Origin of the sequence: Actinomadura nitritigenes (assembly GCF_017573545.1) — a bacterium.
Taxonomy (GTDB): domain Bacteria; phylum Actinomycetota; class Actinomycetes; order Streptosporangiales; family Streptosporangiaceae; genus Spirillospora; species Spirillospora nitritigenes.
In genome coordinates this window covers 1-13,783 of sequence record NZ_JAGEOK010000075.1, presented here as the reverse complement: position 1 = coordinate 13,783, position 13,783 = coordinate 1, and the positions used below count along the sequence as shown (strand labels likewise).

Here is a 13,783-nt window from a genome sequence, read left to right as displayed (position 1 = left end):
CGGCTACCGGCGCCTAACCGTCCGCTACGAACGCCACGGCCACCTGTTCAACGCCTTCCTCGTCCTCGCCGCAGCCATCACCTGCTACAAGAAGCTCACACAACTCCCCACATGAGACACGCTCTTAGTCCTCCGGCCGCTCCGGTGGCATGAGGGTGGGAGTTATGCCCTGCTCCAGTCGACGCATCGCCACCGACTCTCCGGCGAACGCTCGGATGACCATCAGGAATTGCTGCAATCCGCCGGGATAGTCCAGGCAGGCCCGCATGATGGCAAACAAGTCCGTCCTGGGGTCAGGTGAGCGTGGGATGACTTTCCCGATGTTTGGCGGCAACACGCCGACCACTTGGTCACGCCCCTGCACCGTGTGTAGTAGCTGTATATCCAGCAGGTCGTCCACAATCCTGAACAGTTCAGAGAGTGCGGTTTGGTGTTCCTGCTCGGCGCGAAGGTCTTCATACCTGCGCCCCTCAGCACCGGCCGCCGCTGCCGCCGGAGGCCAACCGCGGAGCAAGGGCCGGTAGACCCACGCCTCGCTGGCGGTCTCTTTGACCCGCACGTAGATCGTGCTGAAGTCTGCAGGATCGAGCAAGCCCAGTCCCCTGCCCACGACATGGGTGTACACGCGTTCCGAAACGATCAGCGCCAGCGCGTCATCCGAGCCGAAAATTGCTTCCTTGAATTGAGGGGCATCGAGTAGACGGAAAGCGTGAATGAGATCGCTGCCGTAAACACCGTGGTCATCGTGCCTGATCTCCCCGATGTGGATCGCCATGCGCACCTTGAGCTGCGCCTCAACTGACGCCCTCCGGTTGTAGTACCGCAGGATCGCTGCCAGATGAGACGGCAGTTCCTCCAGCGCCGGTTCAACCGGTATCTGAGGCGGAACGATGATCAGCAGTCCGTCGCCGCGGTCTTCGGTGTAGGTTTGCCCGAACGAGATATCGGAAGCGTCGAATGCACTGGTCACCGAGTCATACAAGGCCTTGCGAACATGCTGGCGCTCGAAGTCGCTGCGTCGGTCTCCGAATCCGACGATGTCGATGGCCACGATTATGCAAGAGCCGGAGGGCATCCATCGCTGCGACGTGGTCACTTTAGGCGCCCTCCCTCGGCCCAGCGGGCCAGCAGGGACACGGCGTACGGATCCCCGGCGATTGCGAGCGGCCGCAGTAGAGCGACCGCCTCCGCTCGTCGTCCGTTCTCGAAAAAATGGCCGGCCAGTCGATAGCATGCAGGCCCGTCGCCCCGCTCGGCCCGGTCGAGCAACTCGGCCTCCCCTCCGTTCGCTAGAAGTAGATCCGCCAGTCGGAACGCGGCCGCGCGGTCGCCCGCGTCGGCACGGTCGCGCAGTTCGGTGAAACGCCCGGACTCGGCGAACAGACGAGCCAACCGCGCCGCTGACGCCCAGTCCCCGTTATCGGCCAGCGCACGAAGTGCTGTCTCGTCGCCTTGGTCGGATAGATATCCTGCTGGCTGGGAGACCGCCAGCCGGTGTAGAACTGCAATGGCCTTTTCCACGTGCCCGCTGAGCGTGTACTCCTCAACGGGCACGTAGGCAGTGTCCGCATCGTCCACGGCGGGGTCGGTCAGCAGCGTTGTCAGGAGCGCTGCCGCCTCGGTGTCGCCGGCGTCCGACCACGGCCGCAGTACCTCGATTGCCTCCTTGCGCCGCCCCTCGTCGGCCAGCATTCGCGCCAGCTGGCAGGCTGCGTCCGGCCGGTGCGGGGCCGCGCGCTTGTAGAACTGGCTGGCGTGGTGTTGCAACTGTCGTGCCTCGGCGCTGGAGGCCAAACGGATGTAGTCGCCCGGATCGGTGATGTAGGCCAGGCACGCCTCCCACAGCTCGTCGGGTATACGCTCTTCGGCACGTTCAGTGGCGGTCTGCTGGAGGAGGTAGTCGGCCACCCAGTACCCCGCTGCTGCGCCCATGCTGCCGTCGTCCTTTGGAACTGGCATCAGTGCGGACACCACGCCATGTAGCGCGGCCGTGCCGTAGGCCAGCGCCTCGTCGAACCAGCCGGGTCCGGCTTCGGCGCGTTCGCGTCCGCTGCAGTACGCGGGCGCCGCGGCCCGCAATAGCGTCTCCGGCAACGGTGACTGCACACCTAGCCGGGCCGCGTCGATCGCTGCCTCCAGAACCGCCCGGCAGTGGCCCTCGGCGTCACGCCACCGCTCGATTAGGTGCGGCGCGCCTGCCATCGCTTGAGTGAAGCCGAAGTCGCGGATCGTCAACGCGGCCTCGATCCGGGGATCGGTGTCGGCCGCCACGCGCGCCCGGGCCATCTCGTGATGTGAGAGCCGGTCCGGTACGCGCACCACGTACGCCAGGCCGAGCAGGTCGCGTTCGATGTAGTGTGCGCTCACCGGGTCGGTGTAGCGCGAGTAGTGCCGGGGCCACAGCGTGCCCAGCAATACCACGTGCTCGTTGACCAGCAACCGCCGGACCGAGCCACCGGTGAGGCCCGTCGCGCCGCCGAGGAAGTGCTGAAGGTCGTCCAGCCAGACAACGACACGCCGCAGATCCATCTCGGCGTATAGATCGATCTGCTCGGCCCGGTCCGGATGCAGCAGCCACCAGTCCGGCATCACCGAGAGCATCGCCTGGTACATGGTGTAAGTCTTGCCCGCCGACGATCCACCGACCGCGACGACGAACCCGGACGTCTCTGCCTCGATGGCCAGGCGGGCACGCAAACCGTCCGGGGCCTCGTCGAGATCGCGCGGCACGTATGCGGGCAGCTCACCGGCCGCTCCCGCCACCTGAATGGCACGGTGCACGCCAAGCCTACGCGCATTGGCTTCCGCAACCCGCAGCGCCCCCGGCGGCCGAGGCCTGGCCAGTCCGCGAGAGCGTTCCCAAGCCCTGACCCATGCGGCGACCTGCCCATCGGGCACGCCACACACCGCCAAGAACGTCTTGAGTGTCGCCAGGCTGCACCTGCCCTGAGTGCACAAAGCCGATGACTTGGCCTTCGAAAGAGACTGGTCGCGGCCTTCGGCAAGCCGCTGGACGTCCCGATGGCTGAGTCCGGACCGTTCACGCAGCGAGTTCAGCGCCTCGGCCAGTCCAGCAGGTGTCTCCACCTCATTGAGGCTCCACGACAACGCCACGCCGTCCTCCGCCGAACCCGCCGCCCGTCCACCCCGGCGTCCACCGTCCTCAAGCATGCCCTTTCCTCGCACGGCAGGCATCCTGATCGTCCAGCTTCGTCCAACCGGATTCCTGGACACCCACCCCGTGAGGTCTCCTCCTGCTACTGGCGACCATCACGGGAGGAAACGACAATGCGGCAGTTCAGGCGCCTGACCAGAAGCGAGTGGTTGCTGCTGGCAGGTGCGGCCATTCAAGGCGTCGCCGGCGGCCTCACCATCGCGCTCGTCTCAGCACTGACCAACCTCCTGTGAAGACCGACAGGAGAGACAGTCGCCTGCCTCTCCAGACCGGGGCCGTACGCCCAGCCACCGGAGTCGTCGATGGGACGGGGCCGCATCCTCTCCCGCCGGAGACCGGGCGCAGCAGTTGGCCCGTCGACGGGCGCGTCCAGGAACCTCGGATCCGCCTGTACTTGATCGGCGACGCGGCCCGGAGGCCACCTCGCGCGGTTGGCCATGACTTGATCGCGCCCCTTGGGGGAGGTCGCGTGCGCAGTGGAGTTAGGCCGCACTAATAGCCTGCGATCCTGATTACCTACATCGCAGGTGAAGGCCGCCGGTACTTTCCCGTCCCGAGGCCAAAGGAGATTCGAGGACACCGCACCCGAATCTTCCGGCCGCAGGCCATATGATGCGCGGGCATGTTCGCTCGATGTTTGCTCGTATGTCGCGGAACAACGTGGCAGGGGCCGGCACGGGACATCATCAGTGTGGACGGTCGGGCGGACAGAGCAGCACAGAACCGCACGGGTCGACAGGCAGCGGCACGGGGACCGTGGTCATGCAGGGGTCTTCTAAACCGACGGTCGCGGGTTCGAATCCTGCCGGGCGCGCCACCCCTGACCAGGGTAAACGTGTGCTTACACACGAAGATCCACGCCCGATATGTCCGCGTGTTAGCTCGAAGTTAGCTCGGATGTCGCCACGGTGTCGCCAGCGCCCACCGACCTACGCTGGCCGCCGACCTGCACGAAAGGTTCACATTCTGAGCCTTCCAGGCGGGCAGGGCGCGGCTCCGCAGCTATCGCCCGCACCATCGGCTGCGGTCACCGGCCCGCGACGCGATCACCCGCGGTCGCCGTCGCTGCTCGGCCCGCACGCCGGCCCGCGCAAGGGGCCCGGCTCTGCGATGGCCGGGCTGCTCCCGCCGGATGGCGAGGGCCGCACGAACGCTCTCGGAAGAGCCGGCGCCGGTAGCCGCGCGGCTTGCCGGCCGGGGCGCGCGGAAACGGGTGCGGGAGGGGTGTCCGGCTGCCATGATGTGGTCGCCGTCCCGCACCTTGGACGCGGCGCGGGGCGCGTGTCCGTCCTGGAGGGCCTGCCGGCGGCGCTGCCACTGCCACGCCCGCTCCTGTGGCCCGAGGCCGCCGGGCGGGCGGTGCAGCACGACCGCGGGCTCGTCGATCGGGAGGCGGGCGTGCTGCAGCGCGTCGGTGGCGCCGGAGGCGTTGGTCCAGCGGGCCCCGTCGTCCAGGTGCAGCCGCGGCGCCTGCGCGGGGTGGGGAGCCAGGCCGGCGGCCTTGCCTTCGATCGCGACCAGCTGCTTGTGCCGGAACGCGGTCTCGATCTCCTCGCCGGGGTTGCCGGGCACACCGTCGCGCGGGCCGAGCAGCACGTCCTCCACCGCCAGCGGCCCGCAGACGTCCGGAGCCTCATCGACCGCCTGAGCGAGGCGCTGGACCCAAGCGGGCGCAGGCCCGTCGAGCGCGCGTACATGCGGCTCCTCAGCGCGCACGGCGTCGGCGGGGCTGAGGCCGCCGGGACCGCCGGGACCGCCGCGCTGGACCTCGCCGAGAAGCTGCGCGCGGCCGCCGACGCCGCCGAGGTGCTCGCCGCGGAGCTGCAGGCGGGAGCCGACATCAAGTTCACGCTGACCACGACCGTCGAGCTGACCGACGAGCAGGTGCAGGACCTCGCCACCGAGTACGGCCTCGGGGACGGGGAGCGCGTGCCCGCCGCCGACCTGCACGAGTTCGTCCGGAGCTACATCCGCGAGCACGGGCAGCAGTCCCCGGCCGCGCGGTTCTGGACGGCCACCGTCCGCTGACGTCCCGACGGGCCGGGCGGCGCTACGTCGCCCGGCCCGGCCGGGCGGGGTTCGCCTGAAGTAGCGGGTCAGGAGGGGGAGTCGATATCCATCGGCCCCCCTCCCACGTGTTCGGCCAGGGCACTCGCGTCCTCCGCAACGGTGGTCAGGCGGCGGAACCTAGCGAGGTACCGCGAGGACGTCCCGGAGTACGTCCTCCAGCGTGACGCGGGCCAGCTCGCGCCGGAGGGTCTCCTCGATGCCGTCGTAGACGCGCTGCATCGCCGGCTGGATGCCGTGACCCACCACGCATCCCGCGTCCGGGGCGGCTCGGTGCAGCGCGAACAGCGGGCCGGGCTCCACCGCCCCGTACACGTCGAGCAGCGTCATCGACTCCAGGTCGCGCGCCAGCGACCAGCCCGCACCCACCCCGCGCCGGGATTCCACGAGCCCCGCCCTGCGCAGGTCGCCGAGCAGCCGCCTGATCACCACGGGATTGGTGCTCGCGCTGGTCGCGATCTGCTCGGAGGTGGCGACCTCATGGCCCTGGCGCTGGTAGAGGCCGATCCAGGCCAGCGCGTGGGCAGCGATGGTCAACCTGCTGTTGGCGCTCATGAACTCGTTCCTTTCGACCGCGACTCTCCATGTTACGGCAGTCGTAACAGCTAAGGTTGCGACAGGTTGTCGTAACTATTACTGTTTCAACTGTTGGAAGAGGTCAACCAGTGAGGTGAGAAGAATGAACAAGCCGCTGACGGGCAAGGTCGCCCTGGTCACCGGAGGGTCCCGCGGGCTGGGAGCCGCGACCGTACGGCTGCTTGCCGAGCAGGGTGCCGACGTCGCGTTCACCTACGTCAGCTCCGAGAAGCAGGCGCAGGCCGTCGTCGACGAGGTGCGCGACGGCGGAGCGAAGGTCACCGCGTTCAAGTCCGACCAGGCGGACATGAGCCAGGCCCCGGCGCTGATCGACGACGTGGTCGCGCACTTCGGTGGCCTGGACATCCTCGTCAACAACGCGGCGATCGGGGTGAACGGTACGGTGGACGACCCGGACGCCGACACCGCCGCGCTGGACCGGATGCACGCCACCAACTACCTCGGGGTGATCACCATCATCCGGGCCGCCTCCCGAGTGCTGCGCGAGGGCGGCCGCGTCATCACGGTGAGTTCGGGGCTGGGCACTCGAGCCGGCGTCCCGGGCGTGGCCGACTACGCGGCGACCAAAGCGGGAGTCGTGCAGTACACCATGGGCGTCGCCCGCGACCTCGGCTCCCGGGCCATCACCGCCAATGTCGTGGAAGCCGGGCTGATGGAGGGCGGCGGCATGGATACGTCGGACCCCGAGACCCTCAAGGCCCTGCTCAGCTCGCTGTCCCTGCAGCGCAAGGGACACCCCGACGAGATCGCCGCGGCGATCGCCTTCCTGGCGAGCCCCGCTGCGTCGTACGTCACGGGCGCCGTGCTGGACGCCCACGGCGGCTACAACGCCTGAGCCGCAGCGCCGTCGGCGGCGCGGCAGAGCGGACTCCCGCCATGGTCAGGCATGATCAACCACGCCTGAACCGCGCCACCTGAGAAGAGGGACCGGCCTCGACCGGTCCCCCTTCTCGCGATGGCTCGCCGTTGGCGGTGTCATGGGTTGGTCGACGACACGGTCGTGTTCGGCTCTGCGGCGGATCCTGCCGCGTGTGAGCCGCTTCGCCGGGTGGGACGAAGCCGGCGGAGAAGCAGAACGCCCGACCAAGGGCCGGGCGTCCGCGAGACGCGTGAGGGTCGGCCGGGCTCTCTTGGCGGGGCGAACAGCCGACTGATCACGTGCCCGGGGCGGTGGGATGCCACCGGCCCAGCGACGAGGATCCGCGAGACGATCGCGACCAGGGACCCCGATGGCGAGGAGAAACAGATCCTGCACGACGGCAGGCCGCTCGGGCCGGTCTTCGTCATCACGCGGCGGGTGTGGTCCGGCCGTCTCGTCGTCGAGGTCGCCGACATCGTGCTCAGCGGCGCACGATCGCACCATGGCGGAGGTCGCGGTGCACGGGGCGGAGCCACCCGGCCGGGCACAGGTCGACGGCGCCGACGGCGACGGCCCGGTCCAGCGCCCGCCAGATCGGCACTGGCGCGGCCAGGGAACTGCACCGCCAGTTCCCGCAGCACAGCTGCCCGGTGGCCGGGTCCAGCAGCCGCGGCTCACCGCAGTCCCAGCACCTCAGCTCCGGGCACGGCACGTCCGGCCTGACCGCGACCGTGCGCGCGCCGGCCGGCGCGTCCGCGCTGGGCGGCGCGTCCGCGCTGGAGGGTTCGGGGAGCGTCATGGCGGGTCCCATCATCGTCGTCGCGCGCACCGCGCACGTGCGGGTCACTCGGCTCCGGCGGCGCGTTCGAGGCCCTGCGCGCGTTCGGTGGCGGCGCCGAGCTGCTCGCGCACCGCCGCGGCGTCCGCGCGCGCCTCCTCCAGCGCGCCGCAGCTCGGCCTCGGCGGCCGCGCGGCCGCCGCGTTCGACCTCCAGCTCGGTGACGGCGGCGTCGGTGCGCAGGTCGCCATTGAACCGTGCGACGAGCGGATCCGGTTCCGCGGACGTCACCGCCACCAACTGCCTGACCCACTGCGGAGAGAACGATCGCACCGCTCCGGGAAAGCTCTGACCGACCGCACTCACGGGCACACGGCGATTCCCAGGCCCGGCAGCCGCGAGCTGCGATGCCACCGCAGTCACCGATGTCCTCATCACCGTCTCCGGGTGGACTCCGGCGCGGGTGAAGGACTGGTCGAGCCAGACGCTGAGGCCGTTGTCCGGTGTGAAGTGAATGAGCGGCGCACCGTCAAGGTCCTCAATGCGTACAGCCAGCTGCTCGGCCAGCACCGTGGCCGGTAGGTGCCGTCAGGACGATCTCCTCCTCGGCGAGGGCGGTGATCGTGAAGTGGCCGGCCGAGGGGGCGGTCAGCATGGCGACGTCGACCTCGTCGGAGTCGACGAGGCCGAGCGCCTCGTCCATCGAGGTGGACTCGCGCAGCGTGATCGCGACCTCTGGGTAGCGGCGATGCCACTGGCGGATGACCGCGGCAAGCAGCGGATCCCGTGGTGCTCGGTGTTGCGGACCGCACGGACGATGCGCTCGGTTGGCTCGGCGGCGGTGTCGGCCGCGGTGGAGGCGGCGTCATCGGCGATCGGCTCGAGGGAGCGGCGGACGAGCGCGGCCAGGACGTCCTGCTTGGAGGCGAAGTAGAAGTACAGGGCGTTGCGGGTGATCCCGGCACCGCGCGCGATCGACTCGACGGTCATGCCGTCGAGCGACTGGGTGCCGAGCTGCTCCTCGGCCGCGTCGAGGATGGCCTGTTCGCGCAGGTCGCCCTTCCGAGGCTCCTCCCGGCGGCGTCGGCGGCTGGCTGCGTCGGCGCTCGTCATTCCAAGGGATCTAGTCGCCGTGACGCATCTCGACCGTTCTGTGCGGACCTTGTCGTCCATTTCCCGAAAGCAGCTGCACGTCGTTGGTGTGCATCCATACGGTCGTCGCCTGTCCTCGCCGTCCGAGACGGCCGTCTCGGACGGCGGTTGATCTCCAGTTGCTAGGGAGATCAGCCGCAGGGCACCCTAGCTGGGCGGCGACCGGCTCGCCGGGATCGCGCTGCGCTTCACACCCCTGTCCGGCAAGGCGCACAGATTCAGCTCGACGAGCCTGTCCGGGCTCACGACGGTACCGCTGGGCCTGGTCGCGGGAGGCATGCACATCGCGCGATCGAGGTGAGCACCCCAATGACCTCCCGACCGTGCCGCGAAGGCCACGCACCGTCCGCGAGTGGTCTCAAGCATGCCGGGAGTCGGCCAGCACCGCGTCCCATTCGGCGGTGACGAAGTCGTACAGCGCGCCGGGGCGGCGGCCGACGAATACCGGCACGGCCGCCGCCCGGTTGCCGGTGTGGCTGTAGAGGCCGAGGATGGCGATGTCGTCGAACCGGTAAAGGCTGCAGGTACGGTCGCCGGCTCGGTAGCGGACGTCGACGGTCGCGCCGCCCTCGCGGCGCAGGGCGATGTAGTCGGCGCGGGTGGCGTGGATGCGCTGCCGCAGTTCCTTGGGACTGGTGGCGAACCGGCCGGCCAGCAGTTCCACAGTGAACGGATCTTCCGGGTCGGCGAGGACGCTGCGGATCCGGGACGTCGAGCGGGCGGCGACCCGGTCCAGGTCTGCGCCGTTCATGCGGGCCCACGTCTGTCCGTAGGCGACGTAGATATCCAGTTCGCGGACGCCGGCGAACAGCGCACTCCAGTTCAGGTTGGTCATGAAGGTGCTGCCGATGCGGGTCAGCCCGGCGGTGCGCAGATCGTCGATCAGGTCGTCGCCGAACGGAGCGCGCCGGTCGGCTTTGGGGTCCGCCGCGCGCGCCGCCAGCCGGTCCCACACGGCCAGCCACTGCGGATGATTCGACGGGGGCAGCCCGCAGGCGTCGAGAAAGGCCGACATCCGTTCTTTGCGGGGTAGCCGCCTGCCTGTGAGCATCTCGGCGATGCTGCTGCGCGACAGGGAACGATTCGAGCGCTGCGCGGCGCGCTCGAGTTCGCGGAGTGAGGGGTTGCCTGCGCACGCGCGGACCTGTCCGAGCAGGCCGGCCAGATCTTCGACGGTCAACGCGTCGCTGGGGTCGATGTCGTCGAAGCGCGCCAGCGTTCTTCCCCTCTGATCGGCATCAGGCGGGCACCCAGTGGTGTCTGCTGCTGTCCGAGGAGTCTAGTGAGGTGATCTTCGGCGAGTGAGGGAGTTGCTGCTCTCCCAACGGCGGCGGTGAGTGAGGTGTCCGGGCCTGTCCATGTCGATGACCCAAGGGTCGGCGCTGCTGTGTGCTGGTCCTCGCACCCCCTCCCCTTCCCCGCCTCGGGGTCGGGTTTCGAACGCCCGAAGAGGGTGCGTGACCAGCTGATTCCAGCCGGACTTCATGTCCGGCTGGGCGTCGATCTCAGGAGGTATCCCCGGTCATGGCCGTGACGCCGCCCGCCGATTCTGCGACATCCACCCTGGTACCGACGGCGGTCCCCGGCCAGCGCCGGGAACCGCCGGACATCCAGCGGACGGCGGTGGCCTGGAGGAATCCGATCGAGGGCGTCTCGCTGTGGGAGGTCGTCCGGATGATCCCGCGATCTGCGCTGCGGACGTGGGCGATTGCGTGGTGGGCCGACCGGCGGAGACTCGTCGGGCTGCTGGCCGCCCAGGTCATCCAAGGCGTCGCGGCGGCGGTCATGCTGCCGGCGACTCAGGCCGCGGTGGGGTCTCTCCTGGGCGGCGGCAACACCGCTCATCGGCTGCACCAAGCGGCCGGGGCGCAGGCGGCGCTCGCCGCGGCGGCAGGCGTCGACCCCTGCAACGCGGCCGGGCTGCGCGGGATCGTCGACGGCGGACGCCCCTACACCGAGTGCGGCCGCCCGGAGGCGGCCTGATGGCCGGGGCCGCCGCCGACCGCCTGGGCGAGGGTGTCCGGCTGCTGGCCGATCGCCGGTTTCGCCGCTGGTTCCTGGCCCGGTGGGTGTCGGTCACCGGCTCCACCGTCTCCCCCGCCGCGCTGGCGTGGGCGATCTTGCACATGGGCGGCGGCGCGGGCGGTATCGCCGGGGTGCTGCTTGGCGGGCCGATCGTGTTCCTGGTGCTCAGTCCGGTCGGCGGGGTGGCCGCCGACCGGTATTCGCGGATCGCGATCATGGTGGTCTGCCAGTTCGTGAGCGGCGCGGCGCAGGCGATGTCGGCGGCGGTGATCCTCACCGGCACCGCGACCGTCCCGATCCTGGCCGTGCTGGCTCTGCTCGCCGGGGCGTCCGGCGCGTTCTTCACCCCCGCCTCCCAAGGGGTGATGCCGGGCCTGGTCACCGCCGAGCACATGGCGGCCGCGAATGCGCTGCGGCAGATCGCCAACAACTCGGTGATGATCACCGGGCCGTCGGTTGCGGGCGCGGTGATCGCGATGTTGGGGGCGGGGTGGGTTCTGGCCTGGGACTCGGCCACGTTCGCTGTTTCGGGTGTGCTGCTGGCCGGGGTCCGCGTGCCGGCGCGGTCGCGGGAGAGGCCGCGCCAGCCGGTCCACCGAGATCTACTCGAGGGGTGGGCGGCATTTCGCAGCCGCCGGTGGCTGGTGATCCTCTCGCTGGTCAGCGCGGTCACCGGGGCGGCGTGGGTCGCGGCGATCAACGTGCTGGGGCCCCTGACCGCGGAGAGCGCTCTGGGTGGCCCGGTGGGGTGGGGCATCGTCCAGTCAGCGATCGGCATCGGGTTCATCGCCGGCTCGATGACCGCGCTGGTGGTCCGGCCCCACCGGATCGGCCTGATCGTCGCGAGCGGCTACCTGCCCGACATCGTGTTCCTCGGGGCGCTGGCCAGCGCCGCACCGCTGGCGATCGTTGCGGCAGCGGCGATCGCCGCCGGCTCCAGCGCGACGTTTCAGATGATCGTCTGGCAGAGCCATCTGCAGACGGTGGTGCCCGGGGAACACCTCAGCCGGGTGATGTCGACCGTCAACATGCTCGGAACCCTCGGCGTCCCCATCGCCTACGGGACCGTCGGTGCCGCCACCGCGGCGTTCGGCGTCCGCCCGATCCAATGGGCCTGCGCCGCGATCGTCGCGGCGGCGGCGGCCGCCGCGTTCACCTCGAATGCGGTCCGGCGCCTACACGCTGAGCCCGCCTCAGACCTGGCCCCGGCGGAGGTGGCGTGACCGGCACGGTGCGCAGCTACCTGGGCGTCACGTCCTGGTCCGAGCCCCCGGTTCAGCGAAACGGCTCGTGCGGGTGGGGCGGTGGACTGTTGTGCGGCAGTTCGCCGACCAAGTGCGACCATGCCGACCAAAGAGCCGAAGGAGCATCGGCTCCGCGTCGCTCCCCCGGCCTGCCGCAGGCCTCGATGAATCTGCACGACGGCGGGGTTCGGTCGCGCAGGACGAGCAGGCAGCCGTCTAGGCCGTGTTTCAGAAGTTGATCAAGGTGCGTTTGCCGGTTCGGGATGATCTTGTTTGTGGGTCGTGGTGATCTGACCGATGCGCAGTGGGCGCTGTTGGAACCGTTGCTGCCGGTGGGGGCGAAGCCTGGACGGCCGGTGGTGTGGTCGAAGCGGCACTTGATCGACGGGATCAGATGGCGGGTCCGCACCGGTGTCCCCTGGCGTGATCTGCCGACCCGGTTCGGGCCGTGGCAGACGGTCTATGGGCTGTTTCGGCGGTGGCAGCGGGATGGCACGTGGGCTCGGATCGTGAAGGGTCTGCAGGCTCATGCGGATGCGGTGGGGTTGATCTGCTGGGAGGTCAGCGTCGACTCCACCGTCTGCCGCGCGCACCAGCACGCGGCCGGCGCCCGCCGTGACGGGGACCTTCAGCGAGAGCCGCCGGGCGGAATCAGTGCCGAGCCCGTCGATCACGCGCTCGGCCGGTCCCGTGGCGGGTGGACCACCAAGATTTATCTGGCCTGCGAGCAGGGGCAACGGCCGCTTTCGGTGGTCATCACCGCTGGGCAACGTGGTGATTCGCCGCAGTTCGCCGCGGTGCTGGAGGCCATCACCGTGCCCCGCCACGGCCCCGGCCGTCCGCGCACCCGACCCGTCCTTCTTTGGCCGACCGAGAATCCCGGGGGTCCAGCAACTGGGAGAGCCGGAGGGCCAGTACAACCGTTGTCCACCGCGCCCCAGCACATCACCGTCGCGACACTCGCAACCCGTCAGCGCTGCCGAACCGGGGCTCACAACGACGACCACGAACGGCAACGAAGACGAGGAGGAACTTGTGACCTCGCTTGTGTGTGGGAGGAGGGTGTTCTCCCAGATTCCTCCCACACGACCATGAACACGTCCGCCTGCGCTCGCGTGGCCCTATGTCTCAAGGGCAAGGAGCGCACGGGCAACCTGTGACCTCTTCGGCGGGGGCGGGATGCGCGAAGAGGCATGCTCTCGGTGAGAGCATGCCTCTGAGCTGGGGTTTTGTGGGCGATACTGGGTTCGAACCAGTGACCTCTTCGGTGTGAACACGACCGATCATGCCCCAGAAGGCAGAGCTCCAGATATAACCGCAGGTCAGGCGCAGTAGTTCAGCGCAGCACAGTGCACCTCGAAGAAGATCAAGTCGCTTGCGATCTCCCACTATCAACACCTCGCATGCTGCCGACGGACGTAGCGGTCAGTTGTGACTTGCCGAGCCAGCCGGCGCTGCAAGCCCGCGCAAAAGGCCTTGGCACTGGCGGCGTTGCCGGCGGTCGTCGAAAACCACGCGGGCGGATCAGCGACAGCACATGGTCGGCGAGCGGATCGTCGATAAGGCGAACCAACCGGGCCGAGCACTCGGCGGGGCCCACCAACCGGCTCCGCTGAACGCACGGGCGCGGGCCGGTAGCAATCGGCCGACTCACCGAACTACGTCCAGCAGATTCCCTTTCCCCTCGCGACCATTCATTCACCAGATCCATAGAAGTACAGTCCTGCCACATGCAATCCTGCTGAACAACTGCCCTCTTAGAGCGTGTCTCATGTGGGGAGTTGTGTGAGCTTCTTGTAGCAGGTGATGGCTGCGGCGAGGACGAGGAAGGCGTTGAACAGGTGGCCGTGGCGTTCGTAGCGGACGGTCAGGCGCCGGTAGCCGAA

14 protein-coding genes and 1 pseudogene are annotated in these 13,783 nt (G+C 69.3%); 5 read left to right on the top strand and 10 right to left on the bottom strand.

The annotated features are described in order from the left end of the window. Positions 1–124: 124 nt before the first annotated feature. The 3 genes from J4557_RS48480 to J4557_RS48470 all read right to left on the bottom strand — a co-directional run bounded on the left by J4557_RS48480 (position 125) and on the right by J4557_RS48470 (position 4,780). On the bottom strand, positions 125–1,051 hold the full coding sequence (locus J4557_RS48480) for an effector-associated domain 2-containing protein (protein ID WP_208274681.1): 927 nt from the start codon (positions 1,049–1,051) through the stop codon (positions 125–127). Positions 1,052–1,092: 41 nt separating this feature from the next. After that, positions 1,093–3,171 carry a hypothetical protein gene (locus J4557_RS48475; protein WP_208274680.1) on the bottom strand — a complete coding sequence of 693 codons (2,079 nt, stop codon included), beginning with the start codon at positions 3,169–3,171 and terminating at the stop codon, positions 1,093–1,095. Between the two features lie 1,006 nt (positions 3,172–4,177). After that, positions 4,178–4,780 carry a hypothetical protein gene (locus J4557_RS48470; protein ID WP_208274679.1) on the bottom strand — a complete coding sequence of 201 codons (603 nt, stop codon included), beginning with the start codon at positions 4,778–4,780 and terminating at the stop codon, positions 4,178–4,180. A gap of 90 nt (positions 4,781–4,870) precedes the next feature. Here J4557_RS48470 and J4557_RS48465 point away from each other — a divergent pair, with 90 nt between their 5' ends. Further along, positions 4,871–5,203 (top strand): hypothetical protein, encoded by a 333-nt coding sequence (locus J4557_RS48465; protein WP_208274678.1) that lies wholly within the window; start codon positions 4,871–4,873, stop codon positions 5,201–5,203. 159 nt (positions 5,204–5,362) lie between these two features. Here the strand turns inward: J4557_RS48465 and J4557_RS48460 are convergent, their stop codons facing one another. Further along, positions 5,363–5,797, bottom strand: a complete 435-nt coding sequence (locus J4557_RS48460; RefSeq protein WP_208274676.1) for an Rrf2 family transcriptional regulator — start codon at positions 5,795–5,797, stop codon at positions 5,363–5,365. Positions 5,798–5,921: 124 nt separating this feature from the next. Between J4557_RS48460 and J4557_RS48455 the strand changes: the two genes are divergently transcribed. Beyond that, complete coding sequence (locus J4557_RS48455) at positions 5,922–6,674, top strand: SDR family NAD(P)-dependent oxidoreductase (protein ID WP_208274674.1); 753 nt, start codon at positions 5,922–5,924, stop codon at positions 6,672–6,674. A gap of 505 nt (positions 6,675–7,179) precedes the next feature. Here the strand turns inward: J4557_RS48455 and J4557_RS50620 are convergent. The 6 genes and pseudogenes from J4557_RS50620 to J4557_RS48435 all read right to left on the bottom strand — a co-directional run bounded on the left by J4557_RS50620 (position 7,180) and on the right by J4557_RS48435 (position 9,808). Next, complete coding sequence (locus J4557_RS50620) at positions 7,180–7,497, bottom strand: hypothetical protein (RefSeq protein WP_243777537.1); 318 nt, start codon at positions 7,495–7,497, stop codon at positions 7,180–7,182. A 44-nt stretch (positions 7,498–7,541) separates the two neighbouring features. Further along, on the bottom strand, positions 7,542–7,727 hold the full coding sequence (locus J4557_RS50615; RefSeq protein ID WP_243777536.1) for a hypothetical protein: 186 nt from the start codon (positions 7,725–7,727) through the stop codon (positions 7,542–7,544). Between the two features lie 13 nt (positions 7,728–7,740). Next, a pseudogene (locus J4557_RS52460) lies at positions 7,741–8,046 on the bottom strand (LysR substrate-binding domain-containing protein); the annotation flags it as partial. Further along, on the bottom strand, positions 8,015–8,197 hold the full coding sequence (locus tag J4557_RS52455; RefSeq protein ID WP_372442610.1) for a type 2 periplasmic-binding domain-containing protein: 183 nt from the start codon (positions 8,195–8,197) through the stop codon (positions 8,015–8,017). The pseudogene J4557_RS52460 and the gene J4557_RS52455, both read right to left, overlap by 32 nt. After that, on the bottom strand, positions 8,125–8,589 hold the full coding sequence (locus J4557_RS50610; protein WP_243777535.1) for a TetR/AcrR family transcriptional regulator: 465 nt from the start codon (positions 8,587–8,589) through the stop codon (positions 8,125–8,127). The genes J4557_RS52455 and J4557_RS50610 overlap by 73 nt, the downstream gene beginning before the upstream one ends. A gap of 397 nt (positions 8,590–8,986) precedes the next feature. Next, complete coding sequence (locus J4557_RS48435; RefSeq protein WP_208274671.1) at positions 8,987–9,808, bottom strand: helix-turn-helix domain-containing protein; 822 nt, start codon at positions 9,806–9,808, stop codon at positions 8,987–8,989. A 344-nt stretch (positions 9,809–10,152) separates the two neighbouring features. Between J4557_RS48435 and J4557_RS48430 the strand changes: the two genes are divergently transcribed. The 3 genes from J4557_RS48430 to J4557_RS48420 all read left to right on the top strand — a co-directional run bounded on the left by J4557_RS48430 (position 10,153) and on the right by J4557_RS48420 (position 13,057). After that, a complete protein-coding gene (locus J4557_RS48430) occupies positions 10,153–10,611 on the top strand; it encodes a hypothetical protein (RefSeq protein ID WP_208274669.1) in 459 nt (152 codons plus the stop codon). Next, complete coding sequence (locus J4557_RS48425; RefSeq protein WP_208274667.1) at positions 10,611–11,876, top strand: MFS transporter; 1,266 nt, start codon at positions 10,611–10,613, stop codon at positions 11,874–11,876. Before J4557_RS48430 ends, J4557_RS48425 begins: the two co-directional genes overlap by 1 nt. Before the next feature lie 296 nt (positions 11,877–12,172). After that, entirely contained in the window at positions 12,173–13,057 is an 885-nt protein-coding gene (locus J4557_RS48420; RefSeq protein WP_208274666.1) for an IS5 family transposase, read from the top strand. Positions 13,058–13,783 lie beyond the last annotated feature (726 nt).

Bases quoted from the DNA above. Each gene is read 5' to 3' on its own strand.
- J4557_RS48455 (WP_208274674.1), top strand. From the start codon at position 5,922: ATGAACAAGCCGCTGACGGGCAAGGTCGCCCTGGTCACCGGAGGGTCC.
- J4557_RS48430 (WP_208274669.1), top strand. From the start codon at position 10,153: ATGGCCGTGACGCCGCCCGCCGATTCTGCGACATCCACCCTGGTACCG.
- J4557_RS50610 (WP_243777535.1), bottom strand. From the start codon at position 8,589: ATGACGAGCGCCGACGCAGCCAGCCGCCGACGCCGCCGGGAGGAGCCT.
- J4557_RS48465 (WP_208274678.1), top strand. From the start codon at position 4,871: ATGCGGCTCCTCAGCGCGCACGGCGTCGGCGGGGCTGAGGCCGCCGGG.
- J4557_RS48460 (WP_208274676.1), bottom strand. From the start codon at position 5,797: ATGAGCGCCAACAGCAGGTTGACCATCGCTGCCCACGCGCTGGCCTGG.
- J4557_RS50620 (WP_243777537.1), bottom strand. From the start codon at position 7,497: ATGACGCTCCCCGAACCCTCCAGCGCGGACGCGCCGCCCAGCGCGGAC.
- J4557_RS48425 (WP_208274667.1), top strand. From the start codon at position 10,611: ATGGCCGGGGCCGCCGCCGACCGCCTGGGCGAGGGTGTCCGGCTGCTG.
- J4557_RS48475 (WP_208274680.1), bottom strand. From the start codon at position 3,171: ATGCTTGAGGACGGTGGACGCCGGGGTGGACGGGCGGCGGGTTCGGCG.
- J4557_RS50615 (WP_243777536.1), bottom strand. From the start codon at position 7,727: ATGGCGACCTGCGCACCGACGCCGCCGTCACCGAGCTGGAGGTCGAAC.